At 71.0% G+C, this 20,587-nt stretch carries 27 protein-coding genes; 11 read left to right on the plus strand and 16 right to left on the minus strand.

Annotated elements, in window-relative coordinates; genetic code table 11:
• Positions 1–13: 13 nt before the first annotated feature.
• The gene (locus ACFY8U_RS16295) at positions 14–1,960 is read right to left on the minus strand and encodes a glycoside hydrolase family 15 protein (RefSeq protein WP_389570440.1); all 1,947 of its coding nucleotides are present in this window, start codon (positions 1,958–1,960) and stop codon (positions 14–16) included.
• A 427-nt stretch (positions 1,961–2,387) separates the two neighbouring features.
• Positions 2,388–2,726: a MerR family transcriptional regulator gene (locus ACFY8U_RS16300; protein WP_361600551.1), complete on the minus strand. Its 339-nt coding sequence runs from the start codon at positions 2,724–2,726 to the stop codon at positions 2,388–2,390.
• A 723-nt stretch (positions 2,727–3,449) separates the two neighbouring features.
• Between ACFY8U_RS16300 and ACFY8U_RS16305 the strand changes: the two genes are divergently transcribed.
• Positions 3,450–3,809, plus strand: coding sequence for a hypothetical protein (locus ACFY8U_RS16305; RefSeq protein ID WP_389570443.1), 360 nt, complete (start codon positions 3,450–3,452; stop codon positions 3,807–3,809).
• 121 nt (positions 3,810–3,930) lie between these two features.
• Here ACFY8U_RS16305 and ACFY8U_RS16310 read toward each other — a convergent pair whose 3' ends face one another.
• The 4 genes from ACFY8U_RS16310 to ACFY8U_RS16325 all read right to left on the minus strand — a co-directional run bounded on the left by ACFY8U_RS16310 (position 3,931) and on the right by ACFY8U_RS16325 (position 6,830).
• Entirely contained in the window at positions 3,931–4,242 is a 312-nt protein-coding gene (locus tag ACFY8U_RS16310; protein WP_361600557.1) for an SCO5918 family protein, read from the minus strand.
• Between the two features lie 52 nt (positions 4,243–4,294).
• A complete protein-coding gene (locus ACFY8U_RS16315) occupies positions 4,295–4,738 on the minus strand; it encodes a CBS domain-containing protein (RefSeq protein ID WP_389570446.1) in 444 nt (147 codons plus the stop codon).
• Positions 4,739–4,794: 56 nt separating this feature from the next.
• Positions 4,795–6,324, minus strand: coding sequence for a DEAD/DEAH box helicase (locus tag ACFY8U_RS16320; RefSeq protein WP_389570448.1), 1,530 nt, complete (start codon positions 6,322–6,324; stop codon positions 4,795–4,797).
• Between the two features lie 302 nt (positions 6,325–6,626).
• Positions 6,627–6,830, minus strand: coding sequence for a cold-shock protein (locus tag ACFY8U_RS16325; protein ID WP_329118764.1), 204 nt, complete (start codon positions 6,828–6,830; stop codon positions 6,627–6,629).
• 378 nt (positions 6,831–7,208) lie between these two features.
• Between ACFY8U_RS16325 and ACFY8U_RS16330 the strand changes: the two genes are divergently transcribed.
• Entirely contained in the window at positions 7,209–8,000 is a 792-nt protein-coding gene (locus ACFY8U_RS16330) for a hypothetical protein (RefSeq protein ID WP_389570451.1), read from the plus strand.
• Between the two features lie 33 nt (positions 8,001–8,033).
• On the opposite strand, the gene ACFY8U_RS16335 is transcribed toward ACFY8U_RS16330, so the two are convergent.
• The 4 genes from ACFY8U_RS16335 to ACFY8U_RS16350 all read right to left on the minus strand — a co-directional run bounded on the left by ACFY8U_RS16335 (position 8,034) and on the right by ACFY8U_RS16350 (position 9,480).
• A complete protein-coding gene (locus tag ACFY8U_RS16335; protein WP_137988399.1) occupies positions 8,034–8,306 on the minus strand; it encodes a hypothetical protein in 273 nt (90 codons plus the stop codon).
• Between the two features lie 39 nt (positions 8,307–8,345).
• The gene (locus tag ACFY8U_RS16340) at positions 8,346–8,612 is read right to left on the minus strand and encodes a hypothetical protein (RefSeq protein ID WP_389570454.1); all 267 of its coding nucleotides are present in this window, start codon (positions 8,610–8,612) and stop codon (positions 8,346–8,348) included.
• A 102-nt stretch (positions 8,613–8,714) separates the two neighbouring features.
• Positions 8,715–8,924 (minus strand): hypothetical protein, encoded by a 210-nt coding sequence (locus ACFY8U_RS16345; protein WP_389570455.1) that lies wholly within the window; start codon positions 8,922–8,924, stop codon positions 8,715–8,717.
• A 4-nt stretch (positions 8,925–8,928) separates the two neighbouring features.
• Positions 8,929–9,480: a DUF5994 family protein gene (locus ACFY8U_RS16350; RefSeq protein ID WP_389570457.1), complete on the minus strand. Its 552-nt coding sequence runs from the start codon at positions 9,478–9,480 to the stop codon at positions 8,929–8,931.
• Between the two features lie 308 nt (positions 9,481–9,788).
• Here ACFY8U_RS16350 and ACFY8U_RS16355 point away from each other — a divergent pair, with 308 nt between their 5' ends.
• Genes ACFY8U_RS16355 through ACFY8U_RS16365 form a run of 3 tightly spaced genes read left to right on the plus strand, consistent with a single transcriptional unit; the run spans position 9,789 to position 10,837 of the window.
• Complete coding sequence (locus ACFY8U_RS16355) at positions 9,789–10,283, plus strand: DUF5994 family protein (protein ID WP_389570460.1); 495 nt, start codon at positions 9,789–9,791, stop codon at positions 10,281–10,283.
• Complete coding sequence (locus ACFY8U_RS16360) at positions 10,280–10,636, plus strand: PRC-barrel domain-containing protein (RefSeq protein ID WP_389570463.1); 357 nt, start codon at positions 10,280–10,282, stop codon at positions 10,634–10,636. Before ACFY8U_RS16355 ends, ACFY8U_RS16360 begins: the two co-directional genes overlap by 4 nt.
• Before the next feature lie 30 nt (positions 10,637–10,666).
• Positions 10,667–10,837, plus strand: coding sequence for a hypothetical protein (locus ACFY8U_RS16365; protein ID WP_389570466.1), 171 nt, complete (start codon positions 10,667–10,669; stop codon positions 10,835–10,837).
• A 116-nt stretch (positions 10,838–10,953) separates the two neighbouring features.
• Here the strand turns inward: ACFY8U_RS16365 and ACFY8U_RS16370 are convergent, their stop codons facing one another.
• Both ACFY8U_RS16370 and ACFY8U_RS16375 read right to left on the minus strand, forming a co-directional pair.
• The gene (locus ACFY8U_RS16370; RefSeq protein ID WP_389570469.1) at positions 10,954–11,352 is read right to left on the minus strand and encodes a VOC family protein; all 399 of its coding nucleotides are present in this window, start codon (positions 11,350–11,352) and stop codon (positions 10,954–10,956) included.
• 362 nt (positions 11,353–11,714) lie between these two features.
• Positions 11,715–12,131, minus strand: coding sequence for an arsenate reductase ArsC (locus tag ACFY8U_RS16375; RefSeq protein WP_389570472.1), 417 nt, complete (start codon positions 12,129–12,131; stop codon positions 11,715–11,717).
• Positions 12,132–12,240: 109 nt separating this feature from the next.
• Between ACFY8U_RS16375 and ACFY8U_RS16380 the strand changes: the two genes are divergently transcribed.
• The 3 genes from ACFY8U_RS16380 to ACFY8U_RS16390 are packed head-to-tail and all read left to right on the plus strand — an operon-like array spanning position 12,241 to position 14,407.
• On the plus strand, positions 12,241–12,549 hold the full coding sequence (locus ACFY8U_RS16380) for an ArsR/SmtB family transcription factor (protein WP_389570475.1): 309 nt from the start codon (positions 12,241–12,243) through the stop codon (positions 12,547–12,549).
• 35 nt (positions 12,550–12,584) lie between these two features.
• Entirely contained in the window at positions 12,585–13,355 is a 771-nt protein-coding gene (locus ACFY8U_RS16385; RefSeq protein ID WP_389570478.1) for an aquaporin, read from the plus strand.
• The gene (locus tag ACFY8U_RS16390; RefSeq protein ID WP_389570481.1) at positions 13,352–14,407 is read left to right on the plus strand and encodes an ArsO family NAD(P)H-dependent flavin-containing monooxygenase; all 1,056 of its coding nucleotides are present in this window, start codon (positions 13,352–13,354) and stop codon (positions 14,405–14,407) included. The genes ACFY8U_RS16385 and ACFY8U_RS16390 overlap by 4 nt, the downstream gene beginning before the upstream one ends.
• A gap of 43 nt (positions 14,408–14,450) precedes the next feature.
• On the opposite strand, the gene ACFY8U_RS16395 is transcribed toward ACFY8U_RS16390, so the two are convergent.
• Together ACFY8U_RS16395 and ACFY8U_RS16400 are read right to left on the minus strand one after the other, a co-directional pair.
• Positions 14,451–14,954: a GNAT family N-acetyltransferase gene (locus ACFY8U_RS16395; RefSeq protein ID WP_389570483.1), complete on the minus strand. Its 504-nt coding sequence runs from the start codon at positions 14,952–14,954 to the stop codon at positions 14,451–14,453.
• Positions 14,951–15,313 (minus strand): ArsR/SmtB family transcription factor, encoded by a 363-nt coding sequence (locus tag ACFY8U_RS16400; protein WP_389570485.1) that lies wholly within the window; start codon positions 15,311–15,313, stop codon positions 14,951–14,953. The genes ACFY8U_RS16395 and ACFY8U_RS16400 overlap by 4 nt, the downstream gene beginning before the upstream one ends.
• Before the next feature lie 145 nt (positions 15,314–15,458).
• On the opposite strand from ACFY8U_RS16400, the gene ACFY8U_RS16405 reads away from it, so the two are divergent.
• The gene (locus ACFY8U_RS16405) at positions 15,459–16,832 is read left to right on the plus strand and encodes an FAD-dependent oxidoreductase (RefSeq protein ID WP_389570486.1); all 1,374 of its coding nucleotides are present in this window, start codon (positions 15,459–15,461) and stop codon (positions 16,830–16,832) included.
• A 476-nt stretch (positions 16,833–17,308) separates the two neighbouring features.
• On the opposite strand, the gene ACFY8U_RS16410 is transcribed toward ACFY8U_RS16405, so the two are convergent.
• Entirely contained in the window at positions 17,309–17,731 is a 423-nt protein-coding gene (locus tag ACFY8U_RS16410) for a DUF6223 family protein (RefSeq protein WP_389570488.1), read from the minus strand.
• Positions 17,732–17,927: 196 nt separating this feature from the next.
• Between ACFY8U_RS16410 and ACFY8U_RS16415 the strand changes: the two genes are divergently transcribed.
• Together ACFY8U_RS16415 and ACFY8U_RS16420 are read left to right on the plus strand one after the other, a co-directional pair.
• Positions 17,928–19,055, plus strand: coding sequence for a sensor histidine kinase (locus ACFY8U_RS16415; protein WP_389570491.1), 1,128 nt, complete (start codon positions 17,928–17,930; stop codon positions 19,053–19,055).
• Complete coding sequence (locus ACFY8U_RS16420) at positions 19,052–19,732, plus strand: response regulator (RefSeq protein ID WP_389570494.1); 681 nt, start codon at positions 19,052–19,054, stop codon at positions 19,730–19,732. The genes ACFY8U_RS16415 and ACFY8U_RS16420 overlap by 4 nt, the downstream gene beginning before the upstream one ends.
• Before the next feature lie 565 nt (positions 19,733–20,297).
• Here ACFY8U_RS16420 and ACFY8U_RS16425 read toward each other — a convergent pair.
• Entirely contained in the window at positions 20,298–20,564 is a 267-nt protein-coding gene (locus ACFY8U_RS16425) for a metal-sensitive transcriptional regulator (RefSeq protein WP_250763029.1), read from the minus strand.
• Positions 20,565–20,587 lie beyond the last annotated feature (23 nt).

A 20,587-nucleotide genomic window follows, 5' to 3' on the forward strand; every position in this document is an offset into this window, starting at 1 on the left:
GTGCAGCAGTACGTCACGCCCTGCCCGGGCCCGGGCGCCAGGCCGTGGGGTTGTCGGCGCCCACGACGGGTTCGTTCTCCTCGGGCCATGTCCCGGGCCGCGCTCCGGGCCGGGGTGCGGGCCGCGCCTCGGGCCCCGTCTCCGCCCGGTCGAGCTCCTCGTCGAGTGCCATGGCCGCGGCGATCAGCGCGAGATGGGTGAACGCCTGCGGGAAGTTGCCCAGTTGCTCGCCGGACGGGCCGATCTCCTCGGCGAAGAGCCCCACATGGTTGGCGTACGTGAGCATCTTGTCGAAGACGTACCGCGCCTGATCCAGCCGGCCGGCGCGGGCGAGGGCCTCCACGTAGAGGAAGCTGCACAGGTTGAACGTGCCCTCGGAGCCGCGCAGTCCGTCGGGCGACTCCGCCGGGTCGTACCGGTGGACCAGGCTGTCGCTCACCAGCTCCCGGTCCATGGCGTCGAGCGTGCTGAGCCAGGCCGGGTCCCGTGGGGAGAGGAAGCCGACCCGCGGCATCAGCAGCAGCGAGGCGTCCAGGACGTCGGTGTCGTAGTGCTGTACGAACGCCATCCGCTCCTGGTGCCAGCCGCGCTCGAGGATCTGCTTGAAGACCGTGTCGCGGGTGTGCAGCCAGCGCGCGAGGTCCGCCGGACGGGAGTACGCGGTGGCGAGCCGGATGCCCCGGTCGAACGCGACCCAGGTCATGAGCCGGCTGTACGTGAAGTTCTTCCGACCGCCCCGGGTCTCCCAGATCCCTTCGTCGGGCCGGTCCCAGGTGTCGGCGAGCCAGTCCAGTACGTCGCTGAGCGCCTTCCAGCCACGGATGGCGCCCATGTCGTCGCCCTGGGCCAGAGCGTCGGCGGCCTCGCCGTAGATGTCGAGCTGGATCCGGTCCGCCGCGGCGTTGCCCGCGCGTACCGGCGCCGAGCCCCTGTACCCCTCCAGATGGCCGAGGTCCTCCTCGGATAGGTGGGGGTCGCCGTCGATCCGGTACATGATCTGCAACGGGTCTCCCGATCCGCTCCCACCCGCCTCGATGCGGTCGCGCAGCCAGTGGCGGAAGGCGTTGGCCTCCTTCACGAACCCCAGGTCGACCAGGGCCCGCACGGACAGGGAGGCGTCGCGGATCCAGGTGTAGCGGTGGTCCCGGTTGCGCTCGCCGCCGACCTGTTCGGGAAGTCCCATGGTGGCGGCGGCGATCGGGGCGCCGGTCGGGGCGTACGTGAGCAGCTTGAGCGTGATCGCCGAGCGGTTCACCATGGTGCGCCAGCGCCCGCGGTACGTGGAGGAGCGCAGCCACGAGAGCCAGAACGCGCGGCAGGACTCCAGCTCGTCGGCGATGTCGTCCATGTACGGGGGGACGGGCGCGGGTTCGCCGCTGGCCACGCTCGTCAGTACCACCGCCGCCATCTCGTGGGCGGCGAGCGTGAAGCCGGCCGTGATGTCGTCGCCGTCCGCCTCGAGGGCGACGGGGGCGGTGGCCTGGACGTGCAGGTCCATCCCGGGCCCCTGGAACACGACGGAGCGGTCGTCGGTCCGCTCCAGGGTGTGCGGGGCGCGTCCGTAGTCGAAGCGCGGGCGACAGCTGAAGGTGAAGGGCAGGCTGCCCCGGACCACGCGAGCGACCCTGACCAGGCGGTGCCGGTCGCTGGGTGTGGCGCTCTCGACCGGGTGCATGAGGTCGGCCACTTCGCCGACACCGCCCGGGGCCAGGAACCGGTCGATGAGGACGGCCGTGTCCGGGAGGTACAGCTGCCGGACCGTCCCGCTCTCCTCGCCACGGAGATCCGCCGCGAACCGGCAGTCGCCCCCGCGTTCGCCGTCCAGGAGGGAGGCGAAGACGCTGGGGGAGTCGAAGCGAGGGGTGCACCACCAGTCGACGGTGCCTCCGGAAGCCACCAGCGCGGCGGTCTGGAGATCGCCGATCAGGCCGTGATCGGCGATGGGCGGGTATCCGGTCACGTGCCCTCCTTCGGCCGGGCGAGAGGCTCGGGCGACTCGGGAGACTCGGGCGCCGTCGGGCGACTCGGCGACTCGTGCGCCGTCGGGCGCCCCTCGGGCGCCTCGGGCCCTCGGGCGCCGTCGGGTGACTTGGACGCCTTCGGGTGACTCGGGTGTGGAGCCTGCGCCCGCGACGGGCCCGCGTTCCTGCGCCGTCCGCCCCTGCTCACAGCGTGCGCCTCGGCGCAGCCTGCCGCATTCCGGATGGGGGTGCTGCCGGGCATCGCCTCGGTATCCGCCGGCCTGGGGACACCGTGGGAGGGATCGCCGGCCTGCGCGACGATCCGCTCGCGGCGAGCAGGCCCGGCCAGGACTGAGGGTCGCGTCCGGGCCGATGCGGGCGACGGGCCCTGTCGCGGTCAGGCCCGACGCGCGTCGGTCGCTCGTCTCAGTCCGAGGCCGGCGGTGCGGAGTCTTCGGCGGCGCGGCGGTATTCGGCGTTGATGCGCTGGGCCTCTTCGAGCTGGTCTTCCAGGACGATGATGCGACAGGCGGCCTCGATCGGGGTGCCCTGGTCGACGAGTTCCCGGGCGCGGGCGGCGATGCGCAGCTGGTAGCGGGAGTAGCGGCGGTGGCCGCCCTCGGAGCGCAGGGGAGTGATGAGGCGGGCTTCGCCGATGGCGCGGAGGAAGCCCTGGGTGGTGCCGAGCATCTCGGCGGCCCGGCCCATGGTGTAGGCGGGGTAGTCGTCGTCGTCGAGACGGCCGTACGAGTCGTCTGCTGTCATTTGCACCTCTCTGTGAAACGCGTCGAGGGGCCCTGGTGCCGTACGGCACCAGGGCCCCGAAGGAACTACTACACCACCTGCCGACCCTGATACTGCGTCGGCGTTCTGTGTCCGCTGACCCGACCTGGCTGCTGTCGGGGGTGCGGGGATCGCGGTTGCTTGACCGGAGACCACCTCACTATCGATGTCCTGCGGTACCCGGGCTCACGACTTCCGCCCGGGCGATCCAGATGGCGCGGGTTCCTCCGTTCCTTCGCTGTCCTTCGATACTGGTTACTGCACTCACGGATACCGCAACTGCCATGACCGCGGTCCCGCTTCGGCGGCCCCTGATCACTGCGGGCCACCCGGTGCGGCTGTCAGTCCCGTCGCCGTCCTGCAACCGCTGGCTTCGAAACTCCACCGCCGCACCGCCCTGCGTACTGCACCTGCGTGTACTGCCGGCCGGCAGTTCGTCTCTGCCAGGCCCTGTTGTCTCTCTGGGCTACGAGAGAAACCATAGCCAGACCGACAGGGAATGTCTACTCCGGCCAACATAGATTTTCACGTGTTCGGCGGTGAGGTAATCGACGTCGAACGGCAACGTCGGACATCGACATCCTCGGTCGACGTCACACCGGCCGTGGTCATCCGTCGGCCTCCGGCCGGAAGACGGTGCCGGCCGTTCCCGAGCGGTGGCACGTCCGGTCGGAGGTGGGGCGACCCGCGATAAAATCGGCTTCCATGTCGAAGCCTGACGAGCTGCTCGTTGACGTCGCCACTCTGGTGGAGTCCGGGCAGAGCAATCAGATGTCCCTGACCGTTGTGACCGGTGGCGCTGTCATCACCGGCCGGCTCGCTCCCGAAGCCGTGTGGAGGCGACGGGTGTCGGAGGTCCTGTCGGACTCGTCCCACCTGGGCGAGTTCTCCGCCGTCTTCACCGCGACGGCCCGGCGAGAAGGTCCGCCCGCGCACCTGCACTTCCATATGGCGCGGATCCTTCAGGGCACGGTGGGGATCCCGGAGACGGGCGGGATGTACCGCGTCGCGATCGCGGACGTCAGCGCCTGGACGATGGGTGACTTCAGCTACTCCGATCACTGACATCGCGCCGCGTGGAGTAGCCACGGATATGCGGGAGGGCCCGACCGGCGTGTGCCGGTCGGGCCCTCCTGGCTGTACGGGTGCGGGCTCGCGCTCTCGTCGAGCGCGGCGCCTCGGACGGTCAGACCGCCACCGGGACGCCGAGCAGCGCGGAGGCGTGCTGGAGCGGGTCGAGACCGCGGGCGGGCGCGGCGGTACGGGGAAGGCTGCGGCAGGTGAAGCCGAGCTTGGTCATGGCCCGGAGGACTTCGGCGGCTGTGAAGTCGCGTCGGTCCTGGCGCGTGATGACCTGCCCGACCTGCTTGACGGGGTAGGTGCGGCGGCCGATGATCACGGACTCACCGATGGCCTCCTCGGGCGTGACGCCCTTCATGGAGTCCAGGACGCCGCTCTTGGTGAGCTCGAACGGGAAGCGGGCGATGACACAGCGCACGATGCCTCACAGGGGAGAGGAGGGAGAGGGAAGGGTTCCGTGGTGAGGCGGATCAGTGGGCCAGGGCGAGTTCGCCCGGGGTGCTGTCCTGTTCGTCCACGACGGGCGAGGCGATGAGCCGCCGTCGGCGCACGGTGTGCTCGGCCGTCACGAGGGCGGGCGGGGTGAGCGGCGCGTCGTCGCCGGGGATGTCGCGGCTGAGGATGTCGCGCAGCTGGAGCCGGTCCGTATAGGCGGGGCTGTGGCGGACGGTGGCGAGCTGTGCCTGGGTGACCCAGCCGGTGCACAGGCCGTCGTTGTCGCAGACGAGCAGGTGACCGGTGCGGGCACTGGCCATGACGGACAGGGCCACCTCGACGGTCATGTCGTCACAGACCTGGGGCCCTGCCGTGTCCGGTCCTGCCGTGTCCGGTCCTGTCGTGTCCGTGTCGTCGGCCGCCGTCCCGTGGACGAGGACGGCCTTCGCCGGGTGGGGCTGCATCTGGACGAGCGTCACAACGTGCCTCCTGCAGGGAGCGGAGAGGGGGTGGTCGTCTTCCGGTTCACGCGGTGTCAGGCCGCCGTGTCGACGGCGGTACGCCGCACGTCGCCGCGCCGGGCGGCCGCAGCGGGACGGCGCCGACCGCGGGAGGCCGAGCCGCGCTTGCGCTGCTCGGCGGGCGGCGCGGTGATCGTCACGGGAATGCCGGAGGGGGCCTGGGCGCCCGTGATCCGGTGGAGTTCGTCCTCGCCGGATCGGACCTGGGTGGTCCGGGGGACGATGCCGGCGGCCGCCATGAGGCGGGTCATGTCGCGGCGCTGCTGGGGCGTGACGAGGGTGACGACGCTGCCGGACTCGCCGGCCCGCGCGGTACGTCCGCCTCGGTGGAGGTAGTCCTTGTGGTCGGTCGGCGGGTCCACGTTGACGACGAGGTCGAGGTTGTCGACGTGAATGCCTCGCGCCGCGACGTTCGTCGCGACCAGGACGGTGACGTGCCCCGTCTTGAACCGGGTGAGGGTACGGGTGCGCTGCGGCTGCGACTTCCCGCCGTGCAGGGCCGCGGCCCGGACACCGCTGGCGAGGAGATCCTCGGTGAGGCGGTCCACGGCGTGCTTGGTGTCCAGGAACATGATCACCCGGCCGTCGCGCGCCGCGATCTCCGTCGTCAGGCGGTGCTTGTCGGCGCCGTGGACGTGCAGGACGTGATGCTCCATCGTGGTGACCGCGCCCTGGGAGGGGTCCACGGAGTGGACGACGGGGTCGGTGAGGTAGCGACGGACCAGGAGGTCGACGTTGCGGTCGAGGGTGGCGGAGAACAGCATGCGCTGGCCCTCGGGGCGGACCTGGTCCAGGAGCGCGGTGACCTGCGGCATGAAGCCCATGTCGGCCATCTGGTCGGCCTCGTCGAGGACGGTGACGGCGACCTGGTTCAGGCGGCATTCGCCGCGGTCGATGAGGTCCTTGAGGCGGCCGGGGGTGGCCACGACGACCTCGGCGCCGCCGCGCAGTGCGTTCGCCTGCCTTCCGATCGGCATCCCGCCGACGACGGTGGCCAGGCGCAGCTTCACGGCGCGGGCGTAGGGAGTGAGGGCGTCGGTGACCTGCTGGGCGAGTTCCCGGGTGGGGACCAGGACCAGGGCCAGAGGCTGACGGGGCTCGGCGTGCTGCCCGGCGGTGCGGGCCAGCAGGGCCAGGCCGAAGGCGAGGGTCTTGCCGGACCCGGTCCGTCCGCGGCCCAGGACGTCACGGCCCGCCAGGGAGTTCGGCAGCGTCGCGCCCTGGATGGGGAACGGCACGGACACGCCCTGCGCGGTGAGCGCGGCCAGCAGGCCCCTCGGCATGTCGAGTGCGCCGAACGTCTCGACGGCGGGCAGAGCCGGAGTGATCGTCTTCGGCAGGGCGAACTCTCCCTGCACCGCGCTGGGCCGGCGGCCTTGACCGCCCGAACGCCGCGGGGCTCCCGAACGGCTCGGCGCTCCCGAACGGCTCGGGGCGGACGAACCGAAGCGGCCGCCCCGGTCCGTACCGGCGGTGGAGCCGTACGCGTGGCCGCCGTTGCGGCGGGCGCGGGAGGAACGGCTGTTCGTGCGTGTGGGGTTCATTCAGAACCTTCCTTGATACGGCGCGTATCGAGGAATTCCGGCAGCGTATGAACAGCGCGGGAATTACAGGCACGGGCCGGAATGAAATGCGAGGTGAACTTGGCGCGCGAGGAATCAGCGACAGCGCAAGCAGAAAAAGGTGAGGGCGTTTGGAAGCGGATCCAGCGCCTCGACGGGCACGGCTCCGACGAGCCGTTTGTCCCTGAAGAATGGGTTCCGCAGGTGAAAGCACTGCGGAATGCGTGCAGCTGGGGCCCGCACCCCGAGGGATGCGGGCCCCAGCTACGTTTTGCGTGTGGGTCTCAGGCGGGAACGATGTTCTCGGCCGTCGGGCCCTTCTGGCCCTGCGCGATGTCGAAGGTGACCTTCTGGCCTTCCTGCAGTTCGCGGAAGCCCTGGGCGGCGATGTTCGAGAAGTGGGCGAACACGTCGGGGCCGCCACCGTCCTGCTCGATGAAGCCGAAACCCTTTTCCGCGTTGAACCACTTCACGGTGCCTGCAGCCATGTCATATCTCCTTTGGGCAGTACGCCGGTATCCGCACTTTGCGGATACCATGTCGCCGCGATGATGCCCTGCCCGGAAAATGACCGGAAATACAAAGCGCTTCCCAGTGGCGCGGAGGCCGATCGGGAGGCGCTTGAAGTTTTTTGGGTACCAAAACTGCAACCGACTTCGACAGTAGCACGCCGCAGCGGCTTCTGGGCGTCGAAAAATCTCTTCCTGTGCGCCGCGGAAAAAACTCTCCTTGCACGGGCCGTCAAATTCTAGGACGGCGAGCACAGGTATTTCCTCGTCCCGGGTACAGCGTTTGCCGGTGAGGAGGCCGGCGGAAACGGCCGCGCCGCTGCTCCGCCAGGGTTTTTCGCGACTAGCCTCCGCAGCATGCTGCGTATCGTCGACGCCCGCACCGGCCACCTCGTGGAGATTCCTTCCGTGAGCCGCCATCTGCTGAGCATCTGCGTCCACCTGCCGGCCGGCGACTCCGGGATCGGCATGGCGGACCTGCGGGCGCTCCTCGTCGGTGACGTACTGGCGCGCACGGCGGAGCTGCACGGCCTGCAGTCCCGCACGCTCCTCGCCGTGCCGGACCTGCCGTCCGAGCAGGCCCAGGCGCTTGATCACGCCATGTCCGCCCTGGGCGTCCACCCGCCCGCCGCCGTCGGCGGCCACCATCGGAACGGACCACTCCGCGCCGCCGCCGACGTACACGTGGACGCGTCCGGGACCGCCGCACAGGACGCGGTGGACGGGGTCCGGGTCGACGTCGGCCAGGTCGACCCGGCATCCCGGGACAAGGGCGTCGCCTTCGTCCCGGAGGGGACCGATCCGTTGGCGTTGAGGATGCTGATGCTCGGCCACACCTACCGCACGCCGCTCACGGTCACCGGCACCGCGCTCGATGAAGCCGGGCGCCGGCTGACGCACTGGCGGCAGCTGGTGGCCGACTGGGCGGACGAGCCGTCCCGCCCGGTCCCCGCCGATCTGCTGCGGCACGCCCACGCCGTGCTGGCCGACGATCTCGGCGTCCCCGCCGTCCTGGACATGCTGGGCACCGTGGCGGCGGGCACCGACGTACCGGCCGGGGCCAAGTTCGAGACGTTCGCCCTTCTCGACCGGGTCCTCGGCCTGGACCTCGCGCGCGAGGTGGGGCACCAGCACAGGGCGGCGACATGACGCCCGGAGGAGCGGGCCCTCGGGCGGTCCGGCTCAGCCGCGCTCTTCCTCTTCGGCCTCCATACGGCGGATTCCCTGGTGGGTCAGGGAGACCATCGCGGGTGTGTTGCCCGGTTCCCAGTCGACGGTGATCAGGCCCTCACCGGCGAGGTAGGTGCAGGCGGCGGCCAGGTCCTCCTCCGGGATGCGCAGGTCGTTCCGGAGTTTCCGCCCCGGAACTCCGAGGAGACGGTTGCCTTCGGTGGCTTCGTAGAGGGCGGTCAGGACCCGTTCGCGGTAGACCTGTCGCTCGCGGAGTGTCGCCATGACCGAGCCTTTCGAGCGTGTGAGGAACGGCCGCGCTCCTCACACCTCGTCGACGTGGGCGCCGGCGCGAGAGGACGGTCTGCTGCTGGCGAGCCAGGAACGGGTGGGTTCCGCGGCGGATCCGGTGTCGACGGTGAGGTGGAGCCGTGTGCCGCCCTCGGGGACGGGGTAGCTGCGCTGTTCCGCCCCCGCGAAGGAGCGGCGGATCACTTCGGCGACCGCGCGGGCGGCTTCGGGGGTGGCGGCGACGATACGGATCTCGGCGTGTCCGGCCGAGGGCAGGACCACGGTGTCGGCGGGGTACAAGAGGTGGGTCCCTTCACGGGTGAGCGAGAGGCCGGCGGGTGGGTTGTCCCGGGTGTCGGGTGCCCCACCCGCGGCCTTCGGTCGGAGGAATGGTCCAGGTGGTCAGGGCCAGGTGCCCGTGAGCCGGCGGCGGGAGGCCTGACCTGTCGGTGTGGGGAGGCGGTGGCCGGGTGGCCGGGCGATGGCCGGGAAGGGGTCGCTGAAGTGGTGGGCCGCGATGCGTGCGTCGTGCTGGGCGTTGAGCCGGTGGATCAGGCGCGTGCCGAGCGCGATCAGGAGGGCGACTGCCGCGAGCGCGATCAAGGTCTCCATGACGTCACCTCTGCGGGTTCCCGGGCAGTGCGATCATCCGCGCTCCGACGACCGGGTGCCGGAGCGGCGGCCGGGCCGACCCGCCTTCGGTCTCCCAGGCGTCCTCGCTGCTGCGGGAGTCCCGCGTACGGCGGCCGGTCGCGACCTCGTCGGACATCAGGACACCGGCGGTGAGGATGCTGCCGGGGATGGCGGCGGCGGTCATGAGCCGGGCGGCTGAGGCGGGTTCGGTCTCGGGGGGGATCACCAGCAGGTCGCAGCGGCCGACGGTGTAGGAGAGCAGGATCATCTTGTCGGGATCCTGTTCGGTGAACCAGCCGACGTGCACGGTGTGCCCGGTGACGGCGACCTTGTGAGGGACGACGGGCCATCGGGTCGGGTTCACGGTGACGCGGGTGATGCGTCCGTAGCGCCCCTCCAACGCATCGGTCAAGGAGGGAAGTTCGGCGGCGAGATCACGCGAACGAGGCCACCAGGCGCCGTCCAGGAGCCCGGCGAGTGTGGTCTTCGGCGTCAGCGACAGGCGTGCCGGAAGAGGGGGTGCGAGGGTGGTCATGATCGCGGACCCGTCTCCGGGCCGCCCTGCAGGGCGGCCCAGTGTCTTGATCGCCGGAAACGACGTCCGCGTGGGAGCGGGTGTTCGAGTTACTCCCGGTATCTTCAGCGTACTCCGCGCCGGGACCGAACGAGCCGTTCCGACCAGGTGACTTCCACCCGGGTCACGCCCGGCCGATGACCGCCCGTGACCAGGCACGCGGAGTACTGGCCACAGGCGGGACCGCAGGCACGCGGAGTACGGTGAGACCACGGCGGTATCGCGCTGGCCATGAGTGTCGGCGGCCCCGCACAGGCAGGCGGACCACCATGACCGAATCCGGCACCCCCACCCCTCGGAAGCTCCTTCCGGACGAGATCCACCGAGCGGTGAGGCCCGGGACGGCCCTGCTCCGGCTTCAGACGACCGGCTCCCGCGAAGGCGTCCTGGACGGCGCCTGGTGGCCCCGCTCCCGTACCGTCGGGGCCGAGCTGCCCGCCCTGATCGAGGCGCTCACCGCGCACCTCGGTCCCATCACGCGGGTCGGTCTCGACACCGCCGCCTGGGAGGAGGTCCCGACCCGTGTGGTCGTCGGCGACCGTGTCGTGCACCTCGACTCCTTCCCCGTCGGTGACGACACCGTCCTCATCACCCGTGGCGACAGCGACCACTTCGCCCTTCTGGTGGTGCCGCCGGACACGACGCCCGACGCGGCACGTGACGCCATGGCCCGTGCGGTCGACGCCGGTAACGTCACCCGAGCCGCCGAGATCCTTCTCGCCCCGCTCCCCGAACCAGCGACCGGCCGCGAGGAGTCGGCATGATCCAGATGGCGGACATCCGTGAGTGGCGAACCCACGACGTGGTGGACACGCGGGGCCACAGGATCGGAGAGCTGGAGGCGATCTACGTCGACACCAGGACCGACGAGCCGGCCATGGCCACGGTCCTGGTCGGCCTGCCCACCCGGCACCGTCTGGTGTTCGTCCCCCTGGACGGGGCGACGGTGGGGCCTGGGTATGTGAAGGTCGTCCACGACAAGGCGCTGGTGAAGCAGGGCCCTTCGATCGGCACCGACGACGTCCTTCCGGCCGGGGACGAGGAAGCGGTCTTCCGGCACTACGACCTCTCCTACGAGCCCGGGGCGAACGGTGAACGCCAGCTGGCCCGCCGCTGAACCCCTCGACCGACCGAGGAGGTGGCCCTCGTGTCGCTCTTCCTGGCCCTGATCATCGTGGCGATCGTGCTGGGCATCATCGGCGCCGTCGCCGACGGACTGCTCTTCCTCCTGTTCATCGGCATCGTGCTGCTCGTGGCAGACCTCCTCTACTTCGCCCTGCGCACGCGCAGCTCGTCCCGCCACCGCCCGGTCCGCTGACCCCATGAGCCCCCGGAGCGCGCGGAGTTGATCACGGCGCTTGCCGGACCTCAAGGACACGATGGCGCGCGCCGGTCGGTCCTCCGAGAAGGCCGCCATGGAACATGAAAGGGAGTTCAGCGGGCGCTGTGGATGCAGAAAGGCTGACCGGAGGGGTCGAGGAGGACCGTCCAGTGTTCTCCGCCGGGCTGGTGATTGGGGCGGGTGGCGCCCAGCTTCAGAAGCCGCTTCTCGGCCGCTGTGACGTCGGGGAAGGTGAAGTCCATGTGGAAGGGCAGTTCTTCCTCCGGCCACCGGGGCGGCGTGAAGGAATCGGACGTGTAGTAGAGGTACATCGCCCCGTTGACGTGGAAGGCGCAGGCGGCGTCGTCGCCGTTCGCGTCGGGGTAGGTGTGGGAGATCTCGGTGCCGAGGGCGGTGGCGTAGAAGTCGGCGAGGCGGCGTCCGTCGCGGGCCCACATCGCATGGCACATGATCTTTCCGGACAGGGGGCCGGGGTTGTTCTCGTTGCTCATCGTGTCCTTTGCGCGTCGTGCGGGTCAGCGGACGACTTTGATGCCGAAGTGGCCGCCGAACCGCCGGCCCAGGCCGAAGCCGATGGCGGAGTGCACGGCCGCTGAAGGGCATCCGGCCCCCCGACAGGTCGGGACGACGACGAAGCCCCAGGTCGCTGACCTGGGGCTTCGTGGAAGAGCGGATCAAGGGAAGGAACCCGCGCTTCACGCTTGGGAACGACCCGGTATTTGGATGTGCGCATGGCTTCTGATGCACTGCCAGGTGGCGTTCGGCGGCCCGTATGTCGTCCATGAGTTCGGGGTCCTCGATTCCGGTGAGGAAGCCGGCCGGACGTCGTCGCTCGTGGGCCGGGGCACCGAGGTCATGCCTCCCGCTTCGCGTCGATCTCGGCGATGAGGCCCTCGACGAGGCCCTTGATCTCGTCGCGGATGGGGCGGACGGCCTCGACGCCCTGGCCGGCCGGATCCGCCAGGGCCCAGTCCAGGTACTTCTTGCCGGGGAAGATCGGGCAGGCGTCGCCGCAGCCCATGGTGATGACGTAGTCGGACGCCTGGACGGCCTCGGTGGTCAGCACCTTCGGCTCCTGGTCGGAGATGTCGACGCCGGCCTCCTGCATCGCCTCGACCGCGGCCGGGTTGACCTGGTCGCCCGGGATCGAGCCGGCCGAACGGACCTCGATCCGGTCACCGGCCAGGTGGTTCAGGAACCCGGCGGCCATCTGCGAGCGACCGGCGTTGTGGACGCAGACGAAGAGCACGGAGGCGAGCGGAGCGGTCATCGGTTCATCCTCGGGGGACGGCGCGGTCGCGGCGAGAAGCGCCGACTGCGCATCGAAAGAGATCAGCCCAGGCTGGTATCAGCACCGGGTGATGTGAGAGTATCAGCCCATGATGACGTCAGTCGATACTGATCTGATCCGGGTTCTGGGTGATCCCCTGCGCCTTCAGATCGTGACCCTGCTCGCCCGCGAGACGCTCTGCACCACCCACCTCGTGGAGGAGACCGGTGCCAAGCAGACCAACCTCTCCAACCACCTGAGAGTGCTGCGCGAGGCCGGGGTCGTCGAGACCGAGCCCTGCGGCCGGTTCACGTACTACCGGCTCAAGCCGGACGTCATCGAAGCCCTGGCCGGGCAGTTCGCCGCCCTCGCCGAGGCCGCGCGCGTCAACGCCGACACCAAGAGAGCCTGCCCGTAAGCCTCTCGCCTCACCTGCCCGAGGAGACCCTCCCTGTGACCGCCACCGAGCCCGCCGCGAGCGACGCCATAGCCGCCGACACGTCACCGCGGCCCGCGCCCGGCGCCACCCCGCCCCGTACTCCGCTGGCCGCCCGAGCCGCCGCCGAGCTGGTCGGCACCGCTGCCCTGGTGGCGATCGTCGTCGGCTCCGGCATCCAGGCCACCGACCTCACCGACGATGTCGCCCTGCAGTTGCTGGCCAATTCCACGGCCACGGTGTTCGGCCTCGGCGTCCTCATCGCCCTCCTCGGCCCGGTCTCCGGCGCGCACTTCAACCCGGCCGTCACCCTGGCGGAGTGGTGGACCGCCCGCCGCGGAGGCGCGGGCGTGAACGGACGCGAGCTCGCTGTGTACGTCCCGTCGCAGGTCGTCGGCGCGGTCGCGGGCGCGATCCTGGCTGATGCGATGTTCGGCGAACCGCTGGTGAAGTGGTCCACGCACGACCGCTCGGCCGGCAACCTGCTCCTCGGTGAGGTCGTGGCGACGGCCGGCCTCATCCTGCTGATCTTCGGCCTGGCCCGTACCGACCGGCTCCGCTTCGCGCCCGTCGCTGTCGCCTCGTACATCGGCGCGGCCTACTGGTTCACCTCGTCCACGTCCTTCGCCAACCCGGCCGTGACGATCGGCCGCGCCTTCACCGACACTTTCGCGGGCATCGCGCCCGCCTCGGTCCCGGCGTTCATCGGCATGCAGCTCATCGGGACGGCCGTGGGACTGGTCCTGGTCGCGGTCATCTTCATGCGTGGGAAGACCGACGCCGAGTGACCCAGGTCGTGGACGTGGTGGTGATCGGCGGGGGCCAGGCAGGACTCGCCGCCGGCTACCACCTGCGCCGCCTCGGCCTCGACTTCGTCGTCCTCGACGCCCAGGCCGAGCCGGGCGGAGCGTGGCGGCACGCCTGGGACTCCCTCCACCTCTTCTCCCCGGCCGCGTACTCCTCCCTGCCGGGTCGGCTCATGCCACCGCAGTCCGGCGAGACGTACCCGACCGCGGCCCACGTCGTCTCGTACCTCACCGACTACGAGCGGCGGTACGGGCTTCCCGTCGTCCGATCGGTCAGGGTCGAAGCGGTTCACCGGGACGGCGAGTTCCTGCGGGTGGAAGCGGGCGCCGGCAGTTGGCGGGCGCGTTCGGTGATCAGCGCGACGGGCACCTGGTGGCGCCCCTTCCTCCCCGCCGTCCCCGGGCGTACGGAGTTCAAGGGCACGCAGCTCCACACCGTGGAGTACCGCCGCCCCTCCGACTTCGGCGGGCAGAAGGTGGTGGTCGTCGGAGGCGGAAACTCCGGCGCCCAGATCGCCGCCGACCTCGCGTCCGGCACCGATCTCACCTGGGTCACCCTCCGCGAACCGCGCTACCTCGCCGACGACATCGACGGCCGCGCCCTCTTCGACCACGCGACCGCCCGCCGCCGCGCGCTCGACGAGGGTCGTACGGACACGGGTGGTGTCGCCTCGCTGGGCGACATCGTCGCCGTGCCGCCCGTCCGCGAGGCCCGCGACGCGGGACGCCTCAAGGCCCAGCCGATGTTCACCCGACTCACCGCGACCGGTATGGAGTGGGCCGACGGAACCCGCGCGAACGCCGACGCGATCATCTGGTGCACCGGCTTCCGTCCGGCCCTGTCCCACCTGGGGCCACTTGGTCTGCGCGGCCCCCGCGGCCACATCCCCACCAGCGGCACACAGGCCCGTGCCGAACCCCGCCTGCACCTCCTCGGCTACGGAGACTGGACCGGGCCTGCCTCCGCCACTCTCATCGGCGTCGGCCGCCCCGCCCGCGAAGCCGCCCGCCAGATCGCCGAGATGCTGCGCTGAACCTGGTCGACGGCGGAGACTGGGCGACCGTGGCGCCGGGCGGTCAGTCGATATGAGGGCTGCGCCGCTCGACCAGCACGACGTCACGCCAGACGCCGTGATGGCGGCCGATGCGCTCGCGGGTGCCGATCACCCGGAAGCCGGCCCGCTCGTGCACGGCCAGGCTCGCGGCGTTCTCGGGGAAGATCCCGGACTGGATGGTCCAGATCCCGGTCGCCTCGGTGGAGTCGATGAGCGCCTTGAGCAGGGAGGACGCGATGCCACGGCCTCGGGCGGCGGGGTGCACGTACACCGAGTGCTCGACCACGCCCGCGTACGCGCACCGGTCGGAGACCTTGGTGGCGGCGACCCACCCGAGCAGCGTCCCATCGGCGTCGACGGCGGCGAAGCGGTGCTCGGGCAGCTTGGCCGCGTCGAACTGCTCCCAGGTGGGTGCGGTGGTCTCGAAGGTGGCGTTGCCCTCGTCGATACCGGCCTGGTAGATCGCGACGACCTCGTCGGCGTGTGCGGCGGTCAGGGGCACGACGGAGGCGGTCGCGACGGTCATGCGGCAGCCGCCTTGGTGAGAATCGCGCCCATGGCGGCGAGGACGGCGGGCTCGACCCGGTAGTAGACCCAGGTGCCGCGCCGCTCGGAGGAGAGCAGCCCGGCCTCCTTCAGCTTCTTCAGGTGATGGGAGACGGTCGGCTGGGAGACGCCGACGTCGGAGATGTCGCAGACGCACGCCTCGCCGCCCTCGTGCGAGGCGACCGCGGAGAAGAGCCGAAGTCGGACCGGATCGCCCAGCGCCTTGAACATGGTGGCGGTCCGCTCGGCCTCCTCGGCCGTGAGCGGGCGCTCGGCGAGCGGCGGGCAGCAGGCGGCGACCTCGGGCTCAAGGAGCGGCAGCGCGGTGACATTCGACATGTATCTATGTTGACACACGTCGAACCAGGAGCCCAGACCTCTCCAGGGAGGGAACTTCGATGAATGTCTATGTTGACGGATGTCGATTCAGGTGCCAGGCTGGCGACACGAGAGATCGACGGATGTCGAAGCAAGGGGAATCGTCGTGAACATCACCGCCACCGACCAGCTGCCCGTCGTGGTCGTCGGGGCCGGGCCCACAGGCCTGGCCGCCGCCGCCCACCTCGTCGAGCGCGGCCTCGAACCGCTGGTCCTGGAGGCCGGACCAGCGGCTGGCGCGGCGGTACGCGAGTGGGCACACATCCGTCTCTTCTCCACCTGGGGCGAGGTCACCGACCCGGCAGCCGAGAAGCTCCTGGCCCCCACCGGATGGGTGAAGCCCGACGCGACGACGTACCCGACGGGCGGCGACTGGGTGGCCGACTACCTCCAGCCGCTCGCCGACGTCCTCGGCGACCGCGTCCGCACCGGCGCCACGGTCACCGGCGTCTCGCGCGCCGGCCGCGACCGCATCGTGGACGCCGACCGCGAGGCCCAGCCGTTCGTCGTCCACGTCGCCTACGCCGACGGCCGCGAGGAACGGCTGCTCGCCCGCTCGGTCATCGACGCCTCCGGCACGTGGTCCACCCCGAGCCCGGCAGGAGCGTCCGGCCTCACCGCCCTCGGGGAGAAGGCCGCCGCCGACCGCGTCACCTACCGCGTCCCCGACCTCGAGGACCCGTCCGTCCGAGCCCGGTACGCGGGCAGGCGCACCGCCGTCATCGGCTCCGGCGCCTCCGCCTTCACCGCGCTTGCCTCCCTCGCCGAGCTGGCCAAGGCGGAGGACGGCGCGGGGGCGAAGGCCGTGTGGATCCTGCGCCGGGGCATCTCCGGCTCCACCTTCGGCGGCGGTACGGCCGACCAGCTGCCCGCCCGCGGCGCACTGGGCCTTGCCGCGAAGGCGGCGGTGGACGAGGGCCACGCCGATGCCGTCACCGGCTTCCGTACGGAGGCTATCGAGCGCGATGGCGACCGCCTGGTCCTCGCGGCCGAGGACGGCCGCCGGCTCGACCCGGTCGACGAGGTCATCGTCCTCACGGGCTTCCGCCCCGACCTCTCCTTCCTCTCCGAGCTCCGCCTCGGCCTCGACGCTCGCCTCCAGGCCCCGGTGGCGCTCGCCCCGCTGATCGACCCCAACCAGCACTCCTGCGGCACGGTCTACCCCCACGGCGTGAACGAGCTGTCCCACCCGGAGCAGGGCGTCTACCTCGTCGGAATGAAGTCCTACGGACGAGCCCCGACCTTCCTCGCCCTCACCGGCTACGAGCAGGTCCGCTCCGTCGTCGCCGCCATCGCGGGCGACCAGGAGTCGGCCGAGCGCGTCGAGCTCGTCCTCCCGGAGACCGGAGTGTGCGGCGGTGCCGGCCTTTTCGACCAGCCGGACACGGAGCAGTCGGCGGACGGCGGAGGCTGCTGCGCCCCGGCCCCGGCGCTCATCCAGCTCGGCACCACGACCTCGGCTCCTTCCTGCGGCTCCTGACCGACCTCCACATCCCCACGGACGGGGCCGCGACCGGAACGGGGGACCGGTCGCGGCCCCGCGCCGTGCTCCCTTCGGCAGCAGCACCACTACAGCGGCCCTGGCCCTGGTCGCCGGCCCCGTCCCGCTCCTGGTCCTGCTCTCCGTCCTCGCCGGCGCCGTTCGCGGCAACCTCACCCTCCTCCAGGCCACCGCGGTCACCGACCGATGGGGCGCCGGCCGATACGGCCACCGCTCCGTCCTCCTCACGGCCCGGCCACCATCGCCGCCGCCCTTGGGCGCCCTCGGTCGGGGCCACCCTCGCCGGACCCCTCGGCGGCTACAGCGGCCTCTTCCTCGCCTTGGCCGGAAGCTCCGTCGTGGCAAGCCTCCTGGCGATGAGAACGTGTCCGCACCGCACTGTCGGGACTACTGCGGTCTGTCGAGCGGTGACCGCCCGCACGGCGTGACCGCGCCAGTTCACGTATCCGCTCTGGTCAGGGAGTGCGGCGGGAACGGGTCAGAGCTCGCCCGCCCAGGGCAGTGCCGGCCAGCCCGAGCAGCAGGGCCACGTACGCGCCACCGAGCCCGTTGCCGGTGCCGAGTCCACCGTCGGCGGTGGCCGCGACCAACCCGCCGAGAGCCACGGCGATCAGCCCCGCGACCACGGCCGCTATCGCCCCGAGCGACCCGTTGTCGATGCCGAGACGGCCGGCGGGTCGGGTCAGCGACAGCACGGCGATGACCACCGCGGCCAGCCCCAGCACCCCGCCGGAGGTGGCTCCGAGCCTCCCGAGGCTGAAGTCGGTGACGGCGGCGGCGACAGGCTGGACCGAGGCGTGCGCCGCCGCTGGTGTGGCAAGACCGATCCCGCCCAGCAGGGCGGTCGCGGAGGCGGCGAACAGACGACGAGCGGACATCAGGGCGCTCCTTCTCTTCCCACGACTGGATGCCCTTCGAGCATGGCGGCCCGGCCCCTGGCAGGTCGTCCAGCAGGCGCAGGCACTTCGCGTACCACGGACGCGGCAGGCGCCGCCGAGCTACTGCGCACGCGGTAGTCCGACCCTCGTCCGCGAGCGGGAGTCGCCCACGGCGTTCACGGGCTACGGTGCGCGCATGAGCGAACGACGGTTCCGCGTTCGGGCCGCTGTCAGGGACTGGCTGATCGCCGTAGGCGTGGCGGCGGCGCTGCTGGTCACCGGTCTGTCAGGTCAGCACTCCGCCACGGGCTTCGGCCTGCTCGGCTACGTGCTGCTGGCGGTGGGCGGCCTGGCACTGGCCGCAGGCCGCCGGGCTCCGGTCGCCGTCCTTGTCGCCACCGGGCTCTGCGCGGTGGGCTACCAGGCCGCGGGGTTCGACGTGGCTGCCGTCGCGTTCCTCTTCGCGGTGTACGCGGCCATGCGGGCGGGACACCGCATCATCACGGTGGCGGTGAGCGTGGCCGTGCTGGCCTCTCTTCCCCTCGCGGCCCTGGTATCGGGCCTGCACGACACGGGCGAGGCGTTCGCGCAGGCCCGGGGCGCCCTCCAGATCGCCTGGCTCATCGCCGCCGGCGCCGCCGGTGAAGCCCTCCGCCAGGCCGAACGGCGGGCCGACGAAGCCGAGCGCACCCGCGAGGAGACCGCGCGGCGCCGCGCCGACGAGGAGCGGTTGCACATCGCGCGGGAGCTGCACGATTCGCTCACCCATCAGATCTCGGTCATCAAGGTGCAGTCCGAAGCTGCCGTCCACGTGGCCCGCAAGCGTGGCGAACCGGTCCCGGCTGCCCTCCTGGCGATCCGGGAGGCCGGCCGGGAGGCGTCCCGGGAGCTCCGCGCGACCCTGGAAGTGCTGCGCGACGACGACACCACCCCGCCGCACGGACTCGATCACGTCGCCGAACTCGTCGAGCGGGCCGGCAAGAGCGGCCTGAAGGCGACGCTGACGATCGAGGGTCAGCGACACGACGTGCCAACCGCAGTGGGCAGGACCGCCTACCGGGTCGTTCAGGAATCGCTGACCAACATCGCCCGTCACGCGGACGCCGGCACGGCATCGGTCCACATCGACTACCGGCCGGACACCCTCGCGATCCGCGTCGACGACGACGGCAGAGCCACGCCGGACAGTGCGCCGGAGCCCGGCATCGGGCTCCTGGGGATGCGCGAACGCGTCACCGCCCTTGGCGGCCGGCTCCGCGCCGAACCGAGAAGCGAGGGCGGCTTCACCGTCCAGGCCGAACTTCCCGTGGAACGAGCATCATGATCCGTGTCCTGCTGGTCGACGACCAGCCGCTCATCCGCAGCGGATTCCGCGCGTTCCTCGACCTCGAGGACGACATCGAGGTCGTGGCCGAGGCCGCCGACGGGCAGGAGGGCTTGGAGCTCGCCAGGGAGCACCTCCCCGACATCGCACTCATCGACATCCAGATGCCGGTCCTCGACGGCATCGAGACGACCCGGCGCATCGCAGCCGACCCTGCCCTCGCCGGAGTGCACGTCGTCATCCTGACCAACTACGGCCTGGACGAACACGTCTTCAACGCCCTGCGCGCGGGTGCCGCCGGATTCCTCGTCAAGGACATCGTGCCGGAGGACTTCCTGCACGCCGTACGCGTGGCCGCACGCGGCGACGTCCTCCTCGCGCCCTCGATCACCCGCAAGCTGATCAACCGGTACGTCACCCAGCCGCCCCTCACCCCCAGCGGCCCCGGCAAGCCTCTGAAGGAGCTGACCGGCCGCGAACGCGAGGCCGTCGTCCTGGTTGCGCACGGCCTGTCCAACGACGAGATCGCGGCCCGCATGGTGATCAGCCCGCTGACCGCGAAGACCCACGTCAACCGGGCCATGACCAAACTCCACGCCCGCGACCGCGCCCAGCTCGTGATCCTCGCCTACGAATCCGGCCTGGTGACACCGGGCTCGCCACCCCACCTCGGGTAAGGCGCCAACCTGCGCTTCGCCGCCCTCATGGCTTCGGGATCGCGCCCCGGCGCGCTTCTCGGCGGGCTCCTCCCCGGGGTGACCGCTCGCCACGGCTGACCGGCAGGGCCCTCGGCCAAGTGCCTCTTCGGGAGAGCGAATTCGCTCAGATTCACGCTGCGAGTAGGGCACGTGGAGGACGGTGAAGCGAACCGAGCCCTGGGCGGCGGCGATCACAGGCCCTAGGCTCTGAAGCCTGATGGGCCGGACAGTGCCTGGTGGGTCAGCTGCGCGCGTCCCTGGGAAACACAGAAGCCCCAGGTCGCTGACCTGGGGCTTTGCTATGGAGCGGATGACGGGAATCGAACCCGCGCCATAAGCTTGGGAATCACCCGGCACTTGAGCGCGCAGACGGCGTCTGACCTGCGATTTCGTCCGCCTTGGTCGCCATTCTGGCTACCTCGGTGAAACCCTTGTTGACCGCTGTGACCGTCCCCACTGGCACGTTGTGGCACGGCCGCTTCCGTGTCGTGGCGTCACGGCGGTCATGGTGGAGAGGTCGGTCCGTTTTGGTGCGGGGTGATGGTCAGGCGAGGGCGAGGAAGAGCTTTTCGAGTTCTTCCTCGGTCATGGGGGCCTGGTTCTCGTCCGCGGTGGTCATGCACTGGCGCATGCCGCTGGCCACGATCTTGAAGCCGGCGCGGTCCAGGGCTTTGGAGACCGCCGCGAGCTGGGTGACGACGTCCTTGCAGTCGCGTCCGGCTTCGATCATGGCGATAACACCGGCGAGCTGCCCCTGAGCGCGGCGCAGCCGGTTGAGGACTGCATCGACCGCGTTGTCGTCGACCTTCACTCCGTACCTCCTGAGCTGTTGCC

Source organism: Streptomyces sp. NPDC012508 (genome assembly GCF_042902595.1).
Classification (GTDB): Bacteria; Actinomycetota; Actinomycetes; order Streptomycetales; family Streptomycetaceae; genus Streptomyces.

Excerpts from the sequence above, each read along its gene's own strand:
- ACFY8U_RS16300 (WP_361600551.1), bottom strand. The coding sequence starts at position 2,726 with ATGACAGCAGACGACTCGTACGGCCGTCTCGACGACGACGACTACCCC.
- ACFY8U_RS16305 (WP_389570443.1), top strand. The coding sequence starts at position 3,450 with ATGTCGAAGCCTGACGAGCTGCTCGTTGACGTCGCCACTCTGGTGGAG.
- ACFY8U_RS16320 (WP_389570448.1), bottom strand. The coding sequence starts at position 6,324 with ATGAACCCCACACGCACGAACAGCCGTTCCTCCCGCGCCCGCCGCAAC.
- ACFY8U_RS16325 (WP_329118764.1), bottom strand. The coding sequence starts at position 6,830 with ATGGCTGCAGGCACCGTGAAGTGGTTCAACGCGGAAAAGGGTTTCGGC.
- ACFY8U_RS16330 (WP_389570451.1), top strand. The coding sequence starts at position 7,209 with ATGCTGCGTATCGTCGACGCCCGCACCGGCCACCTCGTGGAGATTCCT.
- ACFY8U_RS16335 (WP_137988399.1), bottom strand. The coding sequence starts at position 8,306 with ATGGCGACACTCCGCGAGCGACAGGTCTACCGCGAACGGGTCCTGACC.
- ACFY8U_RS16345 (WP_389570455.1), bottom strand. The coding sequence starts at position 8,924 with ATGGAGACCTTGATCGCGCTCGCGGCAGTCGCCCTCCTGATCGCGCTC.
- ACFY8U_RS16350 (WP_389570457.1), bottom strand. The coding sequence starts at position 9,480 with ATGACCACCCTCGCACCCCCTCTTCCGGCACGCCTGTCGCTGACGCCG.
- ACFY8U_RS16355 (WP_389570460.1), top strand. The coding sequence starts at position 9,789 with ATGACCGAATCCGGCACCCCCACCCCTCGGAAGCTCCTTCCGGACGAG.
- ACFY8U_RS16360 (WP_389570463.1), top strand. The coding sequence starts at position 10,280 with ATGATCCAGATGGCGGACATCCGTGAGTGGCGAACCCACGACGTGGTG.
- ACFY8U_RS16370 (WP_389570469.1), bottom strand. The coding sequence starts at position 11,352 with ATGAGCAACGAGAACAACCCCGGCCCCCTGTCCGGAAAGATCATGTGC.
- ACFY8U_RS16375 (WP_389570472.1), bottom strand. The coding sequence starts at position 12,131 with ATGACCGCTCCGCTCGCCTCCGTGCTCTTCGTCTGCGTCCACAACGCC.
- ACFY8U_RS16380 (WP_389570475.1), top strand. The coding sequence starts at position 12,241 with ATGATGACGTCAGTCGATACTGATCTGATCCGGGTTCTGGGTGATCCC.
- ACFY8U_RS16395 (WP_389570483.1), bottom strand. The coding sequence starts at position 14,954 with ATGACCGTCGCGACCGCCTCCGTCGTGCCCCTGACCGCCGCACACGCC.
- ACFY8U_RS16400 (WP_389570485.1), bottom strand. The coding sequence starts at position 15,313 with ATGTCGAATGTCACCGCGCTGCCGCTCCTTGAGCCCGAGGTCGCCGCC.
- ACFY8U_RS16410 (WP_389570488.1), bottom strand. The coding sequence starts at position 17,731 with ATGTCCGCTCGTCGTCTGTTCGCCGCCTCCGCGACCGCCCTGCTGGGC.
- ACFY8U_RS16415 (WP_389570491.1), top strand. The coding sequence starts at position 17,928 with ATGAGCGAACGACGGTTCCGCGTTCGGGCCGCTGTCAGGGACTGGCTG.
- ACFY8U_RS16420 (WP_389570494.1), top strand. The coding sequence starts at position 19,052 with ATGATCCGTGTCCTGCTGGTCGACGACCAGCCGCTCATCCGCAGCGGA.